The sequence below is a fragment of the Rhizobium sp. R711 genome (assembly GCF_002211365.1).
GTDB lineage: Bacteria > Pseudomonadota > Alphaproteobacteria > Rhizobiales > Rhizobiaceae > Rhizobium.
Window position 1 is genome coordinate 1 of record NZ_LOKZ01000018.1, and the last position, 21,066, is coordinate 21,066.

Below are 21,066 nucleotides of genomic sequence, written 5' to 3' on the forward strand. Positions count from 1 at the left end.
GGGCCCAGCCAGCCGGCCACGATCGCTGGCGCCAATCAATTTGAATCGGGTTGCTATTCCGCAACCCGCAAGGATGCGCAATGGCAGGAATTCTCTTGACGGACAGGTGGCGATTAGACAACGTCACGACACGGCTCGCTACCGCTATCTTGGGGGGCTGGACGAGGAAGAGGTCGCAATTGTCATTTCTCTGGAAGCAATCCACGGGGACTGAAACGGAGTAGGGGTCAGAACAAGAGCAGTCCGAAATCGTACTCTAAGGCCGAACGGAACAGGAACGATGTCGTAGTTCGGATGTGCAACATCCGATCTCTGTGGATTGCTATCGACATGCGCCAGTTTTGATTTCTCTGTCCGGCCCGACTCGACAACGCTCGACGCAGATTGGTCATGAATGGAGTCGGGCGATGGCAAAACGCAAGCTTCTCAAAGATCAAGATCGCCGAAAGCTTATCGATATCCCAGTCGACGAGGACAGCTTAATCCGACACTATTCGTTGTCATTAGCGGATCGCCTGGAGATCGAACTGCGGAGACGTAATCACAATCGGCTCGGCTTTGCCATCCAGCTATGTCTGATGCGATACCCAGGTCGAGTGCTGGGGGCAGAAGAAACTCCGCCTCGGGCCATGCTGAAGTATGTTGCTGACCAGATCGGAGCCACCCCAGAAGAATTTGCCCTCCTATGCACGCCGTGAAGAAACCCGTCGGGATCACATGGCGCGGCTAATGATGTACATGGATAAGAGAAGCGCGACGCTGCAAGATCGCCGCGCCGCGCTATTGGCGGCAATTCAAGCGGCGACCACGTCCGACGACGGTGCTGCGATAGCCAGTTCGCTTGTCGCAACGTTTCGCGAACGCGGAACTCTTCTGCCGGCGATCGACACGATCGAACGGATCGGCCTTGCCGGCCGTGCCATAGCCCGGCGCCGGGCAGAAAGAACTCTGATTGAAGACATCCCACTCGATAGACTTCAATCACTGGATAGGCTGTTAGAGGTTGACCCGTCGATCGGCCAGACGCGCTTTCATTGGCTGCGCTCGCCGCCAGAAGCGCCGGCTGCGTCGAACCTCGTCGGGCTGACCGAGCGGATAGCTTTTCTGCGGCGGCTGGAGATCGATACGGAACTTCAGGCGCGCGTATCATCCGGACGGTGGGACCAGATGATCCGGGAGGGCAACGCAACGCCGGCCTGGCTTGCCAACGACTTCAACGCCAGCCGTCGCCACGCTCTGATCGTGGCTCAAGTCATCAAGCTTTGCCAGAAGCTCACGGACGATGCGGTGACGATGTTCATCAAGCTGATAGGGAAGTTGTTCTCGCAAGCCAACAATCGGAAGAAGCAGCGACAGATGGACTGCAGAGCGAACACCGCCAAAGCGCTGGGCATGTTTCTAGATACGATCACCGCCCTGCAGTCCGCCAACGACTATGGTCGGAACGCATTGGATGTTCTCGACCAAAGAGTCGGCTGGGACCGGCTGCTTCGGATGAAGCCTGAGCTTGAGTCGATGGTCGACGACAACGAGGCACCGCCGTTGACCGTGGCAGCCGAGCAATACGCGACCGTCCACAAATACATTGGTGCATTCCTTCAGGCCTTCACGTTCCGCTCGGCGCATCGCCACGACCCGCTTCTGGCGGCAATTGCGCTGCTGAAACGGCTTTATGCCGAGAAGCGGCGGACACTCCCGGATCGCGTGCCGCTCACCCACCTCAGCCAAACTGATCGACGGCTTATCTTCGAACAAGGGAAACCTGATTGCCGTCTCTACGAGATCGCCACGCTAGCGGCTTTGCGAGACCGGCTTAGATCTGCGGACATTTGGGTCGACGGCAGCCGATCTTTCCGGCCGATTGACGAGCATCTGATGCCGCGGTCGACATTCATCACGTTGAAGGAGGAAGATCGTCTCGGATTGGGCGTCGAAGCTGATGGCGCGCAATGGCTTGCCGAAGCGCGTCAGATGCTCGACTTCAACCTGACGCGTCTGGCGCACAGAGCACGATCCGGAAAACTCAACGGAGTTCGTCTTGAGGCGGGAACCTTGATCGTCACACCGACCGCCGGCGAAGTCCCTGCGGCCGCCGAGGAACTGAATGTGGAGATCAGCGAGATGTATCCGCTGGTGGAGGTTCCCGATCTACTGAGAGAAGTGCATGAATGGACCGGCTTTGCAGATTTCTTCACGCATGTTCGCACTGGCGACATCCCAAAAAATGTCTCTGCCATGCTCGCGGGCGTGCTGGCGGATGCGACCAATCTCGGGCCGAAGCGAATGGCTGGCGCATCCAAGGGGATCAGCGCTCACCAGATAGGCTGGATGCGCACTTTCCACGCCCGATCCGAGACATATCGTGCTGCGCAAGCATCTATTACCGATGCACACACCCGCCATCCGCACTCCCGCCTATGGGGCAACGGCACGACATCTTCCTCAGATGGTCAATTCTTCCGAGCGAGCGACCGAGCCGCAAAGCGCGGCGACATCAATTTGCATAACGGCAGCGAACCCGGATCGAAATTCTATAGCCATCTGTCGGATCAGTACGGCTACTTCAGCATTCTGCCCATCAGTCCGACCGAAAGCGAGGCGGCCTATGTGCTCGACGGGTTATACGATCAGGACACGGTCCTCGACATCCAGGAACACTTTACTGACACCGGCGGTGCGAGTGATCATATCTTCGGGCTGTTCGCCTTGATCGGCAAGCGATTCGCACCTCGTCTGCGCAATCTCAAAGACCGGAAGTTCCACACGTTCGAAAAGAGCGGTGCATATCCGGCGCTGTCGAACCACATCGGGGCGCCGATCAATGCCAGTCTGATCCTCGATCATTGGGACGATCTGCTCCATCTCGCCGCGTCGATCACGACGCGGTCCGTGGTGCCTTCTACGATACTCAAGAAACTGTCCGCATCTCCGAAGCAAAGCCATCTCGCGAGGGCGCTCCGCGAACTCGGCCGTATCGAGAGGTCGCTCTTCATGATCGAATGGTACTCAAGCCCGGCACTAAGGCGGCGCTGTCAGGCCGGCCTGAACAAGGGTGAGGCCGCCCATAAGCTGAAACGCGCTGTCTTCTTCCACGAGCGCGGCGAGATCCGCGACCGGTCGTTGGAAAGCCAGGCGTTCCGTGCCTCTGGTCTCAACCTCGTCGTCAGTGCGATCGTCCACTGGAATACAGTCTATCTTGACCGCGCAATCACACAGCTGAAACGAGCGGGTCGAGATATTCCTGATACTCTGTTGAAGCACATCTCGCCGCTGAGTTGGGAACATATCAATCTTACCGGCATCTACACCTGGGATGCTGAACATCAGATGCCGAACGGATTTCCGATCGCTCCGTCTTCCAGCTGGGCTGCAGCGGGTCGCATAAGTTCTCATTCCGTTCGCCCTTAGCGTACGATTTCGGACTGCTCTTGTTCCGACCCCATGCAGCGATAGTACCAATCGTCGAACTTCTGCACGCGCGCCGGCTGAGCCGGCTGCTGCTCATCGGCGACCGCTGGCGTTTGACGGACATCCGGGCTCGCCGGCACCGCACCCCGTTGTTCCTGAGCTTGGATGGAGGCTGCGCAAAAGGCCGAGGAGAAGAGGACCGCCGATGCGAGGATCCTGATGGAAAATGACGAAAACGTCATGCAAATTATCCTGGAAGCAATGCCCTTCACCCGAGCGGGCGAGCCCGCTCTTCGATCAGATTTAAACAGATATCTGAAACAGCACGTCCTTGCGTGCGGCCGGTCATCGGCTATTCCGATGCATAGCAGAGATTCATGGATGCAACAGGAAGTAGTTTAAGCGTCTTCATAGGGTGCCCGCCTTTTTGGAGTGACGTGTTTGTTTTGCAACACCTCTGGTTGCTCAAATCTTCGGCCTAACGAATGAAAATTGCCGTGACCCGCGCACGCTCGATTGGCGTCGAGTCTGCGCCGCCTGTTGAGGGACGAGCGATGCTGTTGATCTACTTGCCGAGAAGAGGTTGTTGTAGTGAAACGTTTGTCGTCATTAATTAAGCGCACTTACCTAAGCTCGAGTCGCAGGTTCGTATCCCTCCAGGCGACCGCGAGATTAACTTAATCAATTGAAATGGCGTCAGCCTCGACGTCCGGGACGCAGGTTTGCAGGAGGCTGCTCTCCTTCAGCGGGTTCCGCAAGAAGTTCGCAAACCTTGCATTCAAGGACGCCCGCAATCTTTCCCAGCGAGTCCGCGACAGTTTTTGTCCGCGGGCCGCCGCAACCTACGAGCTTTGCTGGATTTTTGCTCTTAGCTCTCGGTAGTGTCCGGTCAAACGATCCAAGGTGAACGCCCGGTTGAGCCCGCTTGGGTTTGGCAGGACCCACGTCCGCACACCGGCGAATAGTTCGCTCTGTTCGCCCCAGTCGCAATCGGTTCGACCATTGATCGCAGCAAACGCGGCCTTGCCGAGGAAGGCAAGATTGGCTGGCGCAAACCTGCCGATCTTTGCTTCCAGCTCGGGCGCAGCCGTCAAATAATCCTTGGCTGTCAGGTCGGCTGCCCTTCTCGTCGCCCGCCATACGGCGGCCGTAATGCCGCAGCCATATTGCAGTAGCTCCCGTTCATCGCTCGCCCGCAACACAACGGGGGTAAAGCCCGCCAAATGCAGAACCCGCCAGAAACGGTTGCTGGGTGACGAGAAATTATGGCCGTCTCGTTGAGCGGTCAGCGCTGGATTGAGGCCGCAGAACACAACGCCAAGGCCAACTGCCAGCACGTCAGACAGCGCGGTCCTTCGCCCTGCCACCAGATTATCTTTGCAATCCATCTCGGCAACCATTGTTGGACCTTCAGGCACAATCACACCAGCGCCCGACGAGAACGACGCCCGCCTTTCCGCTCGATCGCGCGGCGCCTTCCGCGCATGGGCCGCGCCTTCCCCCTGGCGGACAACGATGGGGCCCAGCCGCGGCTTATCGAAAAGCGTACGCACTTTAGGCGCGTGATGTTCGTCCGAAGTCTTGATCTGACGACGAAAACGGCCAATCCGGCGTCATTTGCGGCCAATGCTACCAACCTTCGCCTCGATACCCGGCGACGCTCCGATAGTTATTGCTCGGCGCTACCCGTCGCGTGGAACACCTGCGATCTGCATCATCACCGGCCGGATGACGCCTTCGTCATTCAACTCGCCAAGCAGCAGCTTCAGCCAGCTGAACCCCACCCAGAGCGAAATTTTATCGCTCACCTCGTCGCCGCGTAGCTCGCCGCGGGCGGCAGCGCTGGCCACCAACCGCCTGACGTCGGCCGTGCGATCTGGCAGAAACCTGTCCCGCAAAGCGCTCAACGCCTCCGGCGTGCCCTGCGCCTCGGCGATCAATCCGCGAAGCGCCGCCCCGGCCGGATGCGACGCCCAGAAGCGCCACAGGCTCGTGGTGTACTGCACCAGTTCCTCGACAAGGTTGCCAGTGTCTGGAACAGGTACGAAGGTCGAACGCTCGGTCGTGTAGATCGCGATGAAAAGGTCGGCCTTCGTCGGATACCAGCGATAGATGGTCGTCTTTCCTGCTCCAGCCCGACGCGCGACCTCGTCCACCGAGAACCCGGCATACCCCTTTTCCGAAATCAGCTCTCTGGCCGCGGCGAGTACTGCTATCTCGGTTTCCGGATTGCGACGCGATCCAATGGACGTTCGTTTCTGCGCGGGGGCGGATTTCGGCTTCGTGGTCATGAACAAAGACGTATCCCAACTTCGTACCTCCGATCAACAGCGACCACCCATCACCGATCGACCAGGTGCGCGCGCGACGGTGCGGGATCAAAAGGATTTCCGAAGTACTGCGTTTCCTTCGCTACAAGACTATTCGCGACTTCCATGATGCTTACCGCGTAGGAAGGCACGCCGTCGTAGGTAAGGATGAATTGCGTGACCCAGAGACCGTGGCTGCCTACGATCCGGCTGACGCTGAAGCGCTTCTTGTTGACCTGGAGAAAGCGGCCTTCCCGAATCTTCCAACGGCCACGTATCCGCTCACCAGACTGCGGATATTCAAGCAAAGCATCTTCCCGGTAGATTTCATGTTCGAGCTCGAAATCCCCGGCGTCCGAAGCGGCCCAATGTCGTTCGAGTGCAGTTCGGAATTCGTCGTCTTCCATCTCGGATTTCTCCTTTGACGAAGTTTCTTGAAACTCACTTCGCGGCCTCGTTAACGCGAGGGATGAAGCCAGGAACCCCGGTATCGACGACGCTGTTGAAGCGGATGTTCGTCGTTATGTGCTCGCGCATCTGCTGCATCGCGTCCTCGGGCAGGCTGGAGATATCGAAGTTCTCCTGGATCCTCTTGGATTCACCGAGGTGGTCAGGAAGGCCGTTCCTCGTTGTGCCGCCCAGGCCAGGACAACCTGAGCAGGCGTCTTGCCAAGGCGTTCGGCTATCGCGGCAATGACGGGATGCTCGAGGAGATTCGGCACCATTTTGTGGCCGAGAGAGGCGAAGGCAAGCAGGACAATTCCCTGTTGCCGGCAATAATCCAAGAGCTCCCACTCGGGCAGGTATGGATGCGACTCCACCTGCACGATTGCGGGCTTGATCCGCGACGCTTCGACGATCTCCTTGAGTTTGTCGAGCGTGACGTCAGAAAGGCCGATGGACCTGCACCGTCCGCTCTCCACGAGCTCCTCCAGCGCGCGCCATGTCTCGATCAACGTGACGTCTGGATCGTATATGACCTGTCCTTGTTCGTCTCTCGGATCCTTTTCCTCGCCGGGACGGAAGGCGTAGGGGGTGTGGATGAGATAGGCATCGAGGTAGTCGACCTGCAGGCGACGGCAGCTTTCTTCGAAGGCAGGTTTCACCCGTTCCGGGCGATGATTTGTGTTCCACAGTTTCGTGGTGACGAAAAGGTCCTCCCGGCGCAGCGTTGCCGCGGCGATCGACTCGCTGAACGCCTCACCCACCGCTCCCTCGTTGAGGTATCGCTCGGCACAGTCGAAATGACGAAAGCCGACGGAAAGAGCAGATTTCACCGCCTGTTTCGTCGCGATCGGATCGGGAATCAGGGTCCCGAAGCCAACGGCCGGGATCGTACCAGCGCCGTGTAAGAGAGGGATTTTCTTGTAGCGGAGCATGTCCGAAGCTTCCATTTGCCAATTCCTTCGTATTAGCGATAATTCTTCAGTGCCTTTCGGCGAGACAACCCTCCGATCATCGTGCATCCCATTCTTCTAAGGCGGCACGGTTTCCGGGCCTATTGTACCTTGGTGTCGACAGCCTTCGGTGACACGACAGACAGGGAGTACCGGGGTCCAAGCAATTTTCGCAAAATCACCAGGCAGGGGTGGTTTCGGCAGCCCCTTCAGCCCGGACTGCACTAGAGTTAATGATTTCCTTCATGCGGCATGGGTTACCAGCAACTCCTATTGCGGGCTTTTCCTCGACCGCCCAAGGGTATCGCGTCATCGCGTTGTCAGCGGATGCGCCGGGGAGGGCTTCATCAGTGACACCACGATCAACCCGACGATCGCCGCCATGAAGGTGATCCAGAAGCCGTCGATGTAGGCCTGCACGTTCGCTTCCCTCTGAACGAGGCTCGCGAGGATGCCGATGCCGCGCTTCACCGTTTCGGCTTGTGACGCGGCCGGCGTCGAGCCAGAGCCAAGTTGAACTATCATCGAAGTCCATCCGGGCGTCGCCCCGGTGACGTGAAGACCGATCAGGTTGGAGTGCAGTTGTTCGCGCTGGCGAACCCACGTCGTCATCGATGTCGACACCGTTTCAGAACAGATCAGTCGCATGACCTGGACATAAGCCACGAGAGATATGGCGCGTGCCGGGTTCACGTTGCTGAATAGGGTCGCCACCGCGGCAAGAAACACAATCTCCTCACCGAATGTCTGCAGGATCACGATCAACCGGAACTCCGGCAGCGACCAAAGACTGGTCAACTGCGTGCCAAGCCATGCCGACAGCGCAAAACAGGTGAACCCGATGGTCAAAGTGGCCCGTTGCTTGACCGTGCGCACGAGCGTCACCGCGGTGGCGGTGGCCGCCACGAGAAGCAGGATGGCGTATGGCGCCGTAAAGTCCCCGATCTGCTCTGGACGCAGGCGAGCCACACTGATCAGGAAGTTCGGCTCCAGCAGTGAACTTCCAAGACTTGCGATCATGAAGCATGCAATGGCGGCAAATCCGAGCCCTATGTTCCTCTGATAGAGGATCGAAATGTGAGCCCATGGTTCTTTGACGCGGGTTTCGTGCCACAGGAAGACGCAGACGAGAAAAGCCGTCGCGATGAGGAGCGAAATGACATAGCCGGAACGAAACCAGTCGAGCCGATTGCCCTGATCCAACGCAAAATAAAGCGTCGTCAAGGCCACGCCAAAGAGCGCCATCCCACCCCAGTCGGCACGGCCAAGAAGGTCGCGGTCGGTCTGCATCGGCTTGCCGCCAGACCAGAATAATAGGCCGATCAAGGGGGCGACAATCGCGCCTTGCCAGTAAAGCCACTGCCACCCGATGGTCTGGGTATAGCTCCCGGCGGTGTAAAGCCCGAGATTTTGTGCGAACGGAATTCGCAGGACATAGAAGGAGAGGGCGAAGATCCAGTACTTTCGATCGAGGTTGCGAAAGGCGACAAGCAGTGTCGCTCCGACAAAGATGCCGAGCACCATCGCTCTCATCGCATGCAATGCAATGAGAGGCTCGAAGCCGCGAACAAACGGAATGACGATCGAGATAACCGAATAAAGGATGGTCGGCCAAATCATCACCTTCTTTACGCCAAAGACGGCGATCAGCCAGCCAATGCTCGGTGCGACAAGGATTTGCGGTGCCGTGGCGAAGGTGCTCAGCCACGCGCCTTCGTCGAAGCTCAATCCGAATGCCCCGCGCAGGTCCGCCAGGCCAATGCTTGCTGTGCGGACGTCGAAGGCCGTCAATATCGAGGCCATGATCATGGCGACGGCGACATACCCCTGCCGCGGAAGCTCGCTTGCTGCGCTCCTAGACATGGTGTTCGGCTTTCGTGGTTATGCGCGTTATGACAGACATGCCCGGACGCAGACGGTCGAAGTTCGACTGGTCCGGGTCGAGCTCGATGCGCACCGTCAGACGCTGGGCGACCTTGGTGAAGTTGCCGGTCGCGTTGTCAGGAGGTAAAAGCGCAAACGTCGATCCAGTTGCCGGCGATATGTTCGAGACGGTCCCGTGGAGGCGTTCTCCCGGCAGGAGATCGACCGATATGTCGACCCTCTGCCCCTCGCGAACGAGCGCCAACTGGTTTTCCTTGTAGTTGGCAAGGATATAGATCCTGGGAAGTGGAACGATCGAGATCAGGCTGGTGCCCGTGGCGACATAGTTTCCAAGCTGCACGTTTCTCTTGGCCACGACCCCGTCGACCGGGGCGCGCACATCGGCGTAGTCGAGATCGAGCTCGCGCGCGGCGACGTCGGCAGCCGCAGTGTCGAGGTTTGCTTTCAGCACGTTGCGCTGTTTTGCGATGACGTCGAGCTTTACCCGCTGGGCGAGGACGGTCGCATCCGTCATCTTCGAGTTCGCCAGCGCCCGTTCGTGGGCTGCGGTGGCCTTCTCGAGCGTCTGCACCGAACTCGCCCGACCGTCGAGGCCAAGTCGCGTCTGGCGCTCCAGCTCCTTGCTTGCCTGGATTTCATCGGCGGCGGAAGCCTGCTGCTCTGCAACGGCGACATCGATCTGGGTGAGCTGGAACGTTCGCTGTGTGTCGTTGTCTTCGAGCTGCGCACGCGCGGCTTCGAGCCGTGCCTTCGCGGCCCGAAGGGCGACTTCGAATGGCTTTCGGTCGATCGAGAACAAGAGGTCTCCGGCTTTGACGCGGGCATAGTCGCCAACAGAGATCGCTTCGACGGTGCCGCCAACGCGGGCGCTGACGGATGAGACGTCCGCATAGACGGCCGCGTCGTCGGTTGTCTGCACCGCCCGGCTGGCGACCCACCAATCCCAATTGGCCCCGGCGCCGATCACGGCGCAAAGCGCGATCACAATCGCAGTGACTGGCACGACGAACGAGGACGGTGACGTCCTGTTGGGCGAGGTTACAGGTGAGGGAGCAGGCGCGGGCGCGTTCTCCGGGGAGGCCGGCACCAATGCGGTAACGTTTGCTAGAGATCTTTCGTCCGCTTGGTTCTTGTTTCGCAACCAGTCCATTTTCTTCATCCGTTTGGTTGGTACGATGTCGATTTCGTCACGCGCTTGGCGTCCGGGAGATTTTCCGCGGCCCGTCTCCAGTCTTCCGCCGGGAAGGCGGGCTGGCGAATAGCGTCATCTGCATCCCCCCGTAAGATCACGTCCAAGGACACTCCGAAGAGGCTTTCGCGTGTCCGATGCCTTATATAAACGATACGTATCGTTTTGACAAGGTCCAGTCGCCGAAATTGGCCTAGCGCGCCTGTTCACGTTGCGATGGCCCGAGAAATCCCGTTGGAAAAGTTAGAGCAGCACCGTCAGTAGGTGGCTATCCAACGAAGGTATCGCCCAGACCTAGGTATAATAGAATAGGAACCACCTTTGATGTTCTCTCCCTGAGGAAACCTTGCGAGCGGGAGACTGTCTTATGGCTCGACTTCTTTCGATCAACGTCGGCCAGCCGCGCGACGCCGAATGGCAGGGCAGGGTCGTCAACACCGCCGTCTGGAAAGTTCCAGTCGATGGTCCGTGCATGGTCCGGAAACTCAACATCGATGGCGACGGGCAGGCGGACCGTGCTGGGCACGGCGGCGAGCAGCGGGCGGTGTTGGTCTACCAGATCGATTCCTATCAGTTCTGGGAAAGGCATCTTGGACGAAGCGACTTCGTCTACGGTCAGTTTGGCGAAAACTTCACAGTGGAGGGGCTGGCGGACGCGGAGGTTTGCATCGGCGACCGCTACCGCATCGGTGGCGCCCTATTCGAGGTGACGCAGCCACGTGTCACCTGCTATCGGCTCGGCATTCGAATGGACGTCCCCGAAATGGCGGCGCTGCTGGTCTCCCATGACAGGCCCGGCTTTTATCTTCGCGTCCTTGAGGAAGGTGAAGTCCAACCGTACGCCGAGATCGTGAAGACAGGCTCCGGCGAGGGCGCCATGACCGTCTCGGAAATCAGCGCGCTGCTTTACAAGCCAGGGAATCCTCACGATCAATTGCAGCGTGCGTTGCGTATTCCCGCGCTCAGTTTAGGCTGGCGTCACTCCTTTGAGGCCTTGCTGACGCAATCGGTCAGTGGAGTCAAATCGACAGGGAATGCCGGTCTCACCGGTGTGGCACATCCGGATCCGGCGTGGGACGGCTTCCGCCAATTCCGCTTGGTTCGCCAGACGTTCGAGGCCGATCGCGTCACCTCGCTCGAACTCGAGCCCACGGATGGAACTTCGCTGAGCAGCTATCTGCCTGGGCAATTCGTCGTGCTCCGGCTGCAGCCACGCTCGGCACCAGTTCTGCTACGCAGCTATTCGCTGTCCGGTAGGCCAGACAACAATCGTTTCAGGGTGAGCATCAAACGGGAGCTTCAGGGCGCTGCCGGCAAGTATTTGAGTGCGGAGCTGAAGGAAGGTGATCTGGTAGAGGTTAGCGCCCCACGTGGCAGCTTTACATTAATCCCCGGCGACCGGCCGGTCGTCCTCGTGAGCGCCGGAATCGGCGTGACACCGGTACTCGGCATGCTGCATGCGCTTGCGGCGGAAAGATCGCCGAGGCAGGTGTGGTGGCTTTATGGCGCTCGCAGCAGGAGGGAACATCCATTCGCAAAAGAGGTCGCCGAGCTTCTTCAGTCGCTCCCACACACCCATAGCTATATCTGCTACAGTGCGCCTGGCCCTGCCGACCGGCAAGGCGTCGACTATGACGCGCAAGGTCACCTCGACACGGCTGCCCTTCGGACACTGGATTTGCCGATCGAGAGCGACTTTTACCTGTGCGGACCTTCGAAGTTCATGAGCGACCTCACCGAAGGGTTCGCCTGCCTCGGGGTGACGGGCGCCAGCATCCACACCGAAACATTCGGCTCGGCTTCGTCCATCACCCCGGGTATCGCAGCCTCACCGCGGCGGTCACCGCATCAACCGCAGGGTCAACCCGGCTCCGGAGGACTGGTTTCGTTCGCCCGAAGCGGCTTGAACGTGCGATGGAACCCTGGCCTCCACAATCTCTTGGAATTGGCCGAGGCATGCGACGTGCCGGTGCGATGGTCCTGCCGGACCGGCGTCTGCCATACTTGCGAGACCGGAATGATCTCGGGGTCGGTCACGTACCAGCCAAAACCGATTGATGGGCCGGCGGACAACAACGTACTGCTTTGCTGCTCGCAGCCTGCAGGTGACATCGTGATCGACCTTTAGCGGCCTCACAAGCCTCATATAAACGGAGGAATCAGTCATGAGATCCGATATTGTACCAGGAGCCGTTTTCCCCGACTACGAGCTCAGCGATCACACCGGAAAACGTCGAAAGCTCTCCGACCTGCAGTCCATATATCCAATGGTGCTGGTTCTTAGCCGTGGCAGTTTTTGCCCCAAGGACCGCCGCCAGCACGAGGGCCTGCTTCAACTCGATCGGGAGATGGAGGTCGGCTATTGCAGGATGGTGACGATTAGCACCGACACCATTGCCGAGACGCACGAGTTCCGCAGTGGCGTCGGGGCGCACTGGCCATTTCTGTCGGATCCAAGACGGACGATCCAGAAGGACCTTGATATCGCCGAATACACGGACCCGCTGCATAACCCGATGATCCCCCATGTCATCGTTCTCGGGCCGGGTCTTGTCGTCTACAAGGTCTACAACGGATATTGGTTCTTCGGTCGACCGACAGTGGAAGATCTTCGTCAGGATCTGCGCGTGGTTTGCGAAAAGTCCTTCTTGGACTGGGACATTACGCGGCCAGAACTGCGAACCGCGTGGCAGGAGGGCCGCAAGGAGCTCTTCTTTCCCTACGGCAAAACCTTCGCTCAGGCGCTGGCCGACGGGGATTAGGCAAACGCGAAAGGCTTACGGCAACCTGGCAAGAGTGCGTTCCGCGTGCCGAACCAACGGTGTGTCGAGACCTTTGGTGAGGCGCAGATAAACCGACTGGAGCACCGTGCCTGCTTCGGGTTGCCTGGTGGCATGCCGCCAGATGGCGAGGTCTATCGTCACCGCCAGTTCTCACGATAGCGCCCCTTGCACGCGGCTCCAGGATAGTGCCTGTTCGAAGCACGCATTAACCTGCTCACGGTGAGTGTCCGGCATCTGGAGAAGAATGGCCGCCTTGGTTCGTAAAAGTTCCGGCATGTGCGAAACGTCGCCGCTGTTTTCCACCTCCCCGATTGTACGGTCGATCAAATCCAGTGCTTCTCCAGGCCGGCCGATTGCGGCCAGTCCGTTCGAAAGTCCGTTGTTGAAGGTGGTCGTGAGAAGCTTATAACGGGCAGTGGGAAGATCCAAGATCGCTGCTTCGAGAATTGGAACCCCATCCGCAGCTTCGCCACGTCGAACGGCAAGTATCCGCGTGGACAACGAGACGGCAATGCTGCCGAACACAATCGTCGACGTTGGCGGATCGCGCATGAGCTGGAGAGCGCCAAGCAGTTCTACCGACAGGATTGGTGCCGCACCACAGCTTGATCCTGAAGCCGTGGATGCTGCTCGCGCTTGGTATCGTGATGTCTATCTCGCCCATGAGTTCCGCAACAGCCTAAAGCGCGTCGCCCGTTTTTTGATTCAAGTTCTCGAATCGGCCGATTTGTGATTCCTTCGTAGCTGGAAGGAGACCGATCATGGGGAAATCACATCCGATCGAGTTGCGTTCCCGTGTTATTGCGTTCGTTGAAGAGGGGAACACCCATCGCGAGGCGTCTCGTCATTTCCGGGTGTCGCCTCGATTTGTGAATAACCTTGTTATCCTGAAGCGTGAGACGGGCTCTCTGTCGCCGAGACGACAGGGTCATATTGGTGGCGGCAAGTTGAGCGACCAGGGTGCGTGGTTCCGTGAACGTATGGCTGAGAAGGGTGATTTGACGCTTGACGAATTGTGCCTCGAGCTTGCCGAGCGCGGCGTCATTGTGCATCGCTCGAGCGTTGGACGCATGTTGCACCGGCTCGGGTTAAGCCATAAAAAAAAGCCTCATGGCAAGCGAGCAGCTCCGTCCGGAAATCGCTCGGGCGAGAAGTCTATGGATAGAAAGACGCAAGCCATTCTTCGATAAGGCTCTGGCTCGCCTTACTTTTATCGACGAAACGTCAACGAACACGAAGCTGACAAAACGCTCCGGATGGTCGCCAAAGGGCCACCGTTACCGCAGCCATGCGCCGTTCGGATCCTGGAAGACGCAGACGTTCATCGCTGGCCTCAGATCGCATTCCATGGTCGCGCCATGGATCGTCAACGCACCAATGAATGCCGAGATATTCGAGACCTGGATCGAAACGCAACTCGTCCCAACTCTGTCCAAGGGCGACGTCGTCGTCGCCGACAATGTCCGTTTCCACAAAAGCGAAAAGGCCGAAAAACTCATCAGGCAAACGGGTGCCTGGCTGCTTTTTCTACCTGCCTATTCGCCCGACTTGAATCCAATCGAAATGGCCTTTTCGAAACTCAAGACGCTCCTCCGCAAGAAAGCCGCAAGGAGTTTCGACGCAATATCAAACGCGCTGACCGACATCTGTGCACTTTTCTCCGTCGAAGAATGTCGAAACTATTTCAAGGCCGCAGGGTATGAGGCGATTTAGATGCGACAAGCTTTAAGTCGTCGAAGTGCCATCGCCGGGTTCACTCAGGAGCAGGAGGTCGCCCATGAAGAGCACTGTGCTGCCGCGGCCAAGCTGAAGGAATACGCGGCTAGCGTTATTTCGGAAATGGAGACGCTGACGAAGGAAAAGTTCGAGCGGGTTTGGAAGACGAAGGACGAACTCCATGCCGCCTTGCGAGATCATTTCAAAGTGTGCGGCTATGACGAGAAGCTGGATTTCCGGTGGCTCCGTCTCGGCGCCTACCACTGAGAACAGAAAAGGGATCCGGCCAGGATCCTTTTTTGCGGTCAGCGTGACGGCCAGACCCCGTGCCACAGGCAGGCCTCCATCATGACCTTCTGCCGGTAATATTGGTGATTTCATACATTTGATGATATGTCGCGTCAGATAACGAACCATTCCGTTATCCGATCGTGGATTTTTGACCGGCCTGCAAATGAGGGCCTAGGCATAAGGAAGACGTCGTCAGAATGTCGTTTCACCGTGATGCCCTGGTCCGGGAACTTCAGGCCCGGACCGCTTTTTAGGAGAATCGTCTACTCGGCTGCCACTGCAGCCGTTGCTGCCAAAGAAATCGCGCTGAGAACTTCATCGGTGTTGATGATCGCATTCGCGTAGTTGGGCATGTTGATCTCAAGCGCCGCGCGCATCATCTCGTCCGAGTAGTCCGCGACGGCGTCGCTGACGACCGTCACGTCATAGCCCAGTTCTGCGGCAAATCTGACAGTCGCCTCGATGCAGGTGTGCGCGATCAGGCCGATCACGATCACCCGCTGTATTCCACGACGCTTGAGCAGGTTGTCCAGATCCGTGTTGGCGAAGCCGCTTGAGCACCAATGTTCCTGAGCTACGGTCTCGCCAGCTGCAGGCACGAACTCGGCCCTGTACTCGCCGCCCCAGGTTCCGAACGCGAAGCTCTTGCGATGCCAAGCAGCGCGCTGGATCGGCGCAATGAACTTCCAATTTTCGTAGTCGCCCTCGCGGTAGCGATGATGCATGGCAAAGAAGACAGGCATCTTCACAGCTCGGGCGGCTTCGAGGATCTGCGCCATGTGTTGCACGCAGTTGTTCGCTTCAGCTACTGCCTGGATACGAGACCAGATCTTGCCGCCTTCGGAGATGAAGTCGTTGTAGGGGTCGACCACCAGCAGGGCGGTGTTAGCGGTATCGTAGGGAATCGTCAAATGGGTCATATCCGCCTCCTGCTCAAGCCGCCTTGGCAGAGTTCTGGCGTAGCGCGAAGCGCTCGATACTGGCTGCGAACAGCGGTGTCTCACCCTTATTATGGGCGATAGACATCGGCTGCCGCTGGCTCTTGAATATCTCGAAAGGGATGCCCTGACGGTCGAGACCGGCAAGCATTTCGTCGGTGGCGAAGGATTGGACGCGATTGGTAAATTCGCAGCGATCCTTGTCGAGCGCCTTGACGCTGAGCTCCCAGGTCACGTGAATGACCACGCGGCCCGTCGGCGTGAAGACGTCCGAGTCAGAGTCCAGGATGAGGTGCGTCTTCTCCCCGAGGGTCTCGTGATAGTGCTGCACCATAAGGGAGCCGCCGATCGTCTCGACGTTGATCGACATCCGCGTCCCGTCAGGAGCGGTCGTGAACCCGGCCGCGATATGGGCGGGCGAGCAACCCTGGTATTCCTTTTCCGGCAGCGAGAAGCACCAGGCCGGGATGTCGATCTTCTCGATCGGCGCGTTGATGATTGCGGTGAAGCTGGAATCCACGATCTGGTTCTCGCGCATTGTCATTCTCCTTGATTTCTGGGTGGTCGAAGCGGTGGAGGCGGCACAGGTAGCTGCGCCGCCGGCTGTCAGATCTGATCGCGAAGCGACTTGAACGAGGCGCGGAGCTCCGAGGTGAAAAGCTCGGGCTGTTCCCACGCCGCGAAGTGCCCCCCCTTGGGCAGGCGATTGTAGTGAATGAGTTTCGGGTAGGCCTTCTCGGCCCAGCTCTGCGGCGCCTGATAGATCTCGTCGGGAAAGGCACTGACGGCGACTGGGATCTTGATGCCGCGAGGATCGAAAAAACCACCGCTCGGGTGGTGGGCATTGTCCCAATAGAGGCGTGCCGAGGATATCGCGGTGTTTGTCAGCCAGTAGAGAGAGACGTTTTCGAGCACGTCGTCCGGGCTCAAGCCTTCCTTCTCGCCGTCGATCGACCGCGCGATCATGCGGTAGCTCCGGATGTCGTGGTCGAGCATCCACGCGGCGAGACCAATGGGCGAGTCGACGATGCCGTAGAGCGTCTGGGGGCGGTTGTTCATTTCGATCGCGTAGCCGAGACCGTTCTTGTTGAAGTCGTCGAGCTGATCCCAGGCCCGCTTTTCGTCGGCGGACAGTCCCTCCGGCGGTGTTCCCGCGGCCAGCGATTTCGAAATCTCGGCCGGAACTGTGGCTGCCATATTCGTGTGAATGCCGAGAAGCCCGGGAGGCTGTTGCAGGGCCATGAGCTCGGTCACTGCATTGCCCCAGTCGCCGCCCTGTGCCACGTACTTCGTATAGCCGAGACGCTCCATGAGCACTGCCCAGGCCTTTGCTATCCGCGGTGGGTTCCAGCCGGTCTCCCGAGGCTTGCCGGAGAAACCGTAGCCGGGGAGGGAGGGAATGACGACGTCGAACGCGTCGGCTTCGGTGCCGCCGTAGGCGGTCGGATCGGTCAGGGGCTTGATGATCTTCAGCTGCTCGATCACGGAGCCTGGCCAACCGTGGGTGATGATGATCGGCAGCGCGTTTTCGTGCTTCGACTTCACGTGGATGAAGTGAATGTCGAGACCGTCGATCTCCGTGGTGAACTGCGGGAACGCATTGAGGCGGCCTTCGACCTTGCGCCAGTCGTGGCCCTTCCAATGCTTGGCAAGCTTCTTGATCGTGTCGAGACGAACGCCTTGGCTATCATCCGAGACGTTTTCCTCATCCGGCCACCGGGTGGCGGCGACGCGACGATGAAGATCAGCGAGTTGCTCCTCAGTTGCGGTAAACTTGAAGGGTTTAATTCCGGGAGCTGCGCTGGTGGCAGCAAATGCCTGCGGGATCACACCGATTGCGCTTGCGGTCGCGGCTGCTGCGAGAAGGGTTCGACGCGTGACCGTCGGCTGTATCTGGGACATTGCATCCTCCTGGTTGTTGCTTGCTTCTGCGAGCAGGAGGGTCCCATTGATGGAGCGATCGCACTATTGCACGAAGGTATGGACGAGACTTTGGTATCGGATCGAGCTTCCCGGATCCCCTATCCAAGAACCGAGGATGTCTCTTCTGCTTCCGGGTACGCAGGAAAGGAAAAGTGGATTGTAACGTCGTGGTCATCGCTTGCTTTGGCGCAGAGTCTGCCGCCCCTCGATGATCGAACGAAAGATGGTGAGCCCAATGGCCATCCCATCGGGTTTCATCGTGTAAACGCTTCGAACATTCGCATTGGAGAGCCTGCCTCTATCAATGCATCGCTATCTCGAACGCGCGCGCTCGGGAAGACTTTGGCAGAGGAGCCCACGCTAAAGCCGAATGATCTGAGAAGATCTGGAAGTGCATCACGCACGGACTCACGTCATCGACGAGAGAGATGTGTTTACTTGTTCCATCATTCTGTTTTCCCTGTGCATTCGTCCGTCGGTACAAATCTCCTCGAGGGGTAATTCTCAGCTGGCAACGGTGACTGGTGCTTGGGGATGGAGAAGCCGACAGTCGCGCCGTGCATAGGGTTGCTCTCCGCCCATAGACGCCCATTATGATTCTCAATTATCGAGCGGCTCACAGAGAGACCGATGCCCATTCCGTCGGGCTTAGTAGTGTAAAAGGCGTCAAAAATTCGATCGGTGCCGTCTGGGCCGAAGCCAATCCCCGTATCTTGAACGGTAAGTTGAACGGTATTGCCGCTCGCTACGGTCTTAATGAGAATACGACCAGGACGATCCTTAACTACGGATGTTGCTTCGATCGCATTTCGAAGCAAATTCATAATTACCTGCTGTAGTTGTACCCGCGCGCCAGCAACGGGAGGCAGGCCGACGCCGAAATCAGAGATAACAGGTATTCGTGCTCGCTGGATATCGCTGAACGCAAGAGCAATGACTTCGCTGGCGACTTCGTTCATATCAACAGGCTCGACCAGCGGCGGTTTGCGACTGAACAGAGCTCGTAGCCGAACGATGACATCTGCCGCGCGATTTGCATCACGAACCATCCGTTTGGCGGTGTCTTTGGCGATCTCCAAGTTCGGTGGCTCGGTCGCGAGGACGCGAAGGCAGGTGCTGGCATTCGCGACGATCCCCGCTAATGGCTGGTTGACCTCGTGGGCGATCGAAGCAGTCAAGACACCGAGGCTGGTGACACGGGTAACGTAAGCTAATTCCGAGCGTACTTCGTTGAGCGCCTCTTCAGCGATGCGGCTTTCGGTGAAATCCTGCACTGCACCAACAAGCTCTTGCTCGCCATCCTTGTTTTTTTCGCTACGCGCAAGCACTCGCACGTACTTGACGGACCGATCTGACATGACGAGCTTGATATCATAGTCAAAATCGGCGCTTTCACTCCGGGCTCTTTCGATCACATCGCGTACGGTAAGGACGCTTTCAGGGTCGAGGCGGGATAAAACTGTCTGCAATGTAACAGGACTACCCTGCTCCACGTCGAAAATCCGATAGGTTTCCGCGGACCAGACAATATCGCCGTGATCCAGGCGCAACGAGAAACTCCCGGTCTTGCTCAGTCGCTGTGCGTCGGCCAGAAACGCTTCACTTCTTCGAAGTTGCTCTTCCGTACGCTTACGATCATCGATATCGGTCAGCAGCCCGTACCAGCGGACGATGTGTCCTTCCGCATCTCGAAGCGGCAGACCTCTGAGCTGGAACCAGCGCCAAACGCCGTCGTGGCGCAGGAAACGGGTTTCGTAATCGTACGGCTCACCAGTCGCGATTGACCCCATGAAGCTGTCTATACATAGCTGCAGGTCGTCCGGGTGCGTAATCCCATTCGTCGCCCAATTATCGAGCTCTGAAATAGGCCGTTGGAAATAATCTATTATCTGTTGATTGCCACCGATCAGCTTCGCTTCGGGTGAAAAGATCGCGATCATCCCCGCGATACCGTCCACTATGAAGCGGGATTCGCGTTCCCGTTCTGCAAGTGCTTCCTCGGCGCGTTTGCGATCATCAATGTCGACGTGCAACGCGTACCAGCGGACAATACGGCCATCGGCATCCATTAACGGAGAGCCAGTTACTTGAAACCAGCGATAGGCCCCATCAGCTCTTCGGAGCCGGACTTCGAGATCGTATGGTTCGCCCAAAGTAATCGCACGATGAACAGCATCGATCATCCGGGCCATGTCATCAGCATGGACTACATCGGTTGTCTCCCAATCGCGGAGCTCTCCGAGCGTTCGCCCATAGTAGCGCAACAAGGGACCGTTGATCGCCTCCACCTCGCCAGAGACGCCGATGACGGCAATCCCGGCCGAGATGCTCTCGAGGACCGCCGTCGCTTCACGTTCGCGGGCTGCCAACTCCAGTTCGGCGCGCTTTCGATCGTCGATGTCAACCAACAGGTGGAACCATCTCAGGATCGTCCCATCGATATCCCTCAGGGGGAGACCGAGAACGTTGTGCCAGCGGTAGATTCCATCCTTCCGTAAATGTCTGCTTTCCACATTGTAGAAGGTTCCCGCACGATGGGCAGCTAGCTGGTCTTCGATAGTCGCCTGGAGGTCCTCAGGGTGGACCACTTCGGTCGCCTTCCAGTTCTTCAGCTCCTCTAGCGTCATGCCGAAATATTCAAGGGCCGGATTATTTAAGGCCTCGACGTCTCCCGTTGGTGTGGTCACCGCCACAGGAACCGGGATGCTGTCCACGATGCGTTGAAAGTCGTTTTCATCACCGCGAGGTCGGCGGTCCGCGTTGCGTTCAGTTGCGATGCCATACCATCTATGAACGTCGCCCGCATCGTACATCGGATTGCAACGAAGTTGGAGGGACTGACAGGCCCCATGGGGGAGGCTGACAGGAATCTCCATTTCGAAAGGCTCGTTTCGTGCCAGCATCATTCGAAATTCGCTGGGGAACGTCGCGGCACTCAAATGTCCAGGATCTATCGGCCAGTTCCAGTCATTTGTACCATTGAATGGGATACCGGTGTATTCCGCCAAAGCTTGATTGACAAAGTCGATTACCCCACCGGGTCGGATGCTGAACACCATACCCGGCAACGTGTCGAGAACTCGAACGAGTCCCGCCTCCATGACTGTCCTTTCGAACTCAGCTGCTCAGGTAGCGTATGATTTCCGCAACCTGTCGTATACTATTCTAAGGTGTTGGGTGTAGCCACGCCCTTGCGGCAACCTAAGGCTCATTCACTTGAGATCGCAG

The 21,066-nt window shown here is 58.1% G+C and carries 17 protein-coding genes and 2 pseudogenes; 7 read left to right on the forward strand and 12 right to left on the reverse strand.

Going from position 1 to position 21,066, the window contains the following annotated elements:
* Positions 1-407 precede the first annotated feature (407 nt).
* Positions 408-3,385: pseudogene (locus ATY80_RS17265) on the forward strand (Tn3 family transposase).
* A gap of 19 nt (positions 3,386-3,404) precedes the next feature.
* Here ATY80_RS17265 and ATY80_RS29015 read toward each other — a convergent pair.
* From ATY80_RS29015 to ATY80_RS17300, 7 genes and pseudogenes are all read right to left on the reverse strand, one after another.
* Positions 3,405-3,650, reverse strand: coding sequence for a hypothetical protein (locus tag ATY80_RS29015; protein ID WP_189637185.1), 246 nt, complete (start codon positions 3,648-3,650; stop codon positions 3,405-3,407).
* A 600-nt stretch (positions 3,651-4,250) separates the two neighbouring features.
* The gene (gene mug, locus ATY80_RS17275) at positions 4,251-4,808 is read right to left on the reverse strand and encodes a G/U mismatch-specific DNA glycosylase (protein WP_245306852.1); all 558 of its coding nucleotides are present in this window, start codon (positions 4,806-4,808) and stop codon (positions 4,251-4,253) included.
* Between the two features lie 282 nt (positions 4,809-5,090).
* Complete coding sequence (locus ATY80_RS17280; protein WP_088693602.1) at positions 5,091-5,699, reverse strand: TetR/AcrR family transcriptional regulator; 609 nt, start codon at positions 5,697-5,699, stop codon at positions 5,091-5,093.
* Positions 5,700-5,749: 50 nt separating this feature from the next.
* Positions 5,750-6,124: a hypothetical protein gene (locus ATY80_RS17285; protein WP_088693603.1), complete on the reverse strand. Its 375-nt coding sequence runs from the start codon at positions 6,122-6,124 to the stop codon at positions 5,750-5,752.
* A 34-nt stretch (positions 6,125-6,158) separates the two neighbouring features.
* Positions 6,159-7,111, reverse strand: a pseudogene (locus ATY80_RS17290) (aldo/keto reductase).
* A 312-nt stretch (positions 7,112-7,423) separates the two neighbouring features.
* Entirely contained in the window at positions 7,424-8,977 is a 1,554-nt protein-coding gene (locus ATY80_RS17295; protein WP_088693604.1) for an MFS transporter, read from the reverse strand.
* The gene (locus ATY80_RS17300) at positions 8,970-10,148 is read right to left on the reverse strand and encodes an HlyD family secretion protein (protein WP_088693605.1); all 1,179 of its coding nucleotides are present in this window, start codon (positions 10,146-10,148) and stop codon (positions 8,970-8,972) included. The genes ATY80_RS17295 and ATY80_RS17300 overlap by 8 nt, the downstream gene beginning before the upstream one ends.
* Positions 10,149-10,554: 406 nt before the next feature.
* Between ATY80_RS17300 and ATY80_RS17305 the strand changes: the two genes are divergently transcribed.
* Together ATY80_RS17305 and ATY80_RS17310 are read left to right on the forward strand one after the other, a co-directional pair.
* The gene (locus tag ATY80_RS17305; RefSeq protein WP_088693606.1) at positions 10,555-12,315 is read left to right on the forward strand and encodes an MOSC and FAD-binding oxidoreductase domain-containing protein; all 1,761 of its coding nucleotides are present in this window, start codon (positions 10,555-10,557) and stop codon (positions 12,313-12,315) included.
* Between the two features lie 37 nt (positions 12,316-12,352).
* A complete protein-coding gene (locus tag ATY80_RS17310; protein ID WP_088693607.1) occupies positions 12,353-12,949 on the forward strand; it encodes a redoxin domain-containing protein in 597 nt (198 codons plus the stop codon).
* 171 nt (positions 12,950-13,120) lie between these two features.
* On the opposite strand, the gene ATY80_RS17315 is transcribed toward ATY80_RS17310, so the two are convergent.
* Entirely contained in the window at positions 13,121-13,399 is a 279-nt protein-coding gene (locus ATY80_RS17315; protein WP_141105567.1) for a hypothetical protein, read from the reverse strand.
* A gap of 82 nt (positions 13,400-13,481) precedes the next feature.
* Here ATY80_RS17315 and ATY80_RS17320 point away from each other — a divergent pair, with 82 nt between their 5' ends.
* From ATY80_RS17320 to ATY80_RS17330, 4 genes are read left to right on the forward strand one after another with little or no spacing between them, the layout of a single operon-like run.
* Positions 13,482-13,703, forward strand: coding sequence for a hypothetical protein (locus tag ATY80_RS17320; protein WP_141105568.1), 222 nt, complete (start codon positions 13,482-13,484; stop codon positions 13,701-13,703).
* Between the two features lie 28 nt (positions 13,704-13,731).
* Complete coding sequence (locus tag ATY80_RS29630; RefSeq protein WP_245306853.1) at positions 13,732-14,160, forward strand: IS630 transposase-related protein; 429 nt, start codon at positions 13,732-13,734, stop codon at positions 14,158-14,160.
* On the forward strand, positions 14,081-14,683 hold the full coding sequence (locus ATY80_RS29635; RefSeq protein WP_141105569.1) for an IS630 family transposase: 603 nt from the start codon (positions 14,081-14,083) through the stop codon (positions 14,681-14,683). The genes ATY80_RS29630 and ATY80_RS29635 overlap by 80 nt, the downstream gene beginning before the upstream one ends.
* Complete coding sequence (locus ATY80_RS17330) at positions 14,684-14,953, forward strand: hypothetical protein (RefSeq protein ID WP_088693610.1); 270 nt, start codon at positions 14,684-14,686, stop codon at positions 14,951-14,953. It begins immediately after the preceding gene.
* Positions 14,954-15,240: 287 nt separating this feature from the next.
* On the opposite strand, the gene ATY80_RS17335 is transcribed toward ATY80_RS17330, so the two are convergent.
* From ATY80_RS17335 to ATY80_RS17350, 4 genes are all read right to left on the reverse strand, one after another.
* Positions 15,241-15,897: an isochorismatase family cysteine hydrolase gene (locus ATY80_RS17335; protein WP_088693611.1), complete on the reverse strand. Its 657-nt coding sequence runs from the start codon at positions 15,895-15,897 to the stop codon at positions 15,241-15,243.
* 13 nt (positions 15,898-15,910) lie between these two features.
* A complete protein-coding gene (locus ATY80_RS17340; protein WP_189637186.1) occupies positions 15,911-16,459 on the reverse strand; it encodes a hypothetical protein in 549 nt (182 codons plus the stop codon).
* A gap of 62 nt (positions 16,460-16,521) precedes the next feature.
* Positions 16,522-17,817 (reverse strand): epoxide hydrolase family protein, encoded by a 1,296-nt coding sequence (locus ATY80_RS17345; protein WP_088693613.1) that lies wholly within the window; start codon positions 17,815-17,817, stop codon positions 16,522-16,524.
* 467 nt (positions 17,818-18,284) lie between these two features.
* Positions 18,285-20,939, reverse strand: a complete 2,655-nt coding sequence (locus tag ATY80_RS17350) for a PAS domain-containing protein (protein ID WP_088693614.1) — start codon at positions 20,937-20,939, stop codon at positions 18,285-18,287.
* Positions 20,940-21,066: the final 127 nt, after the last annotated feature.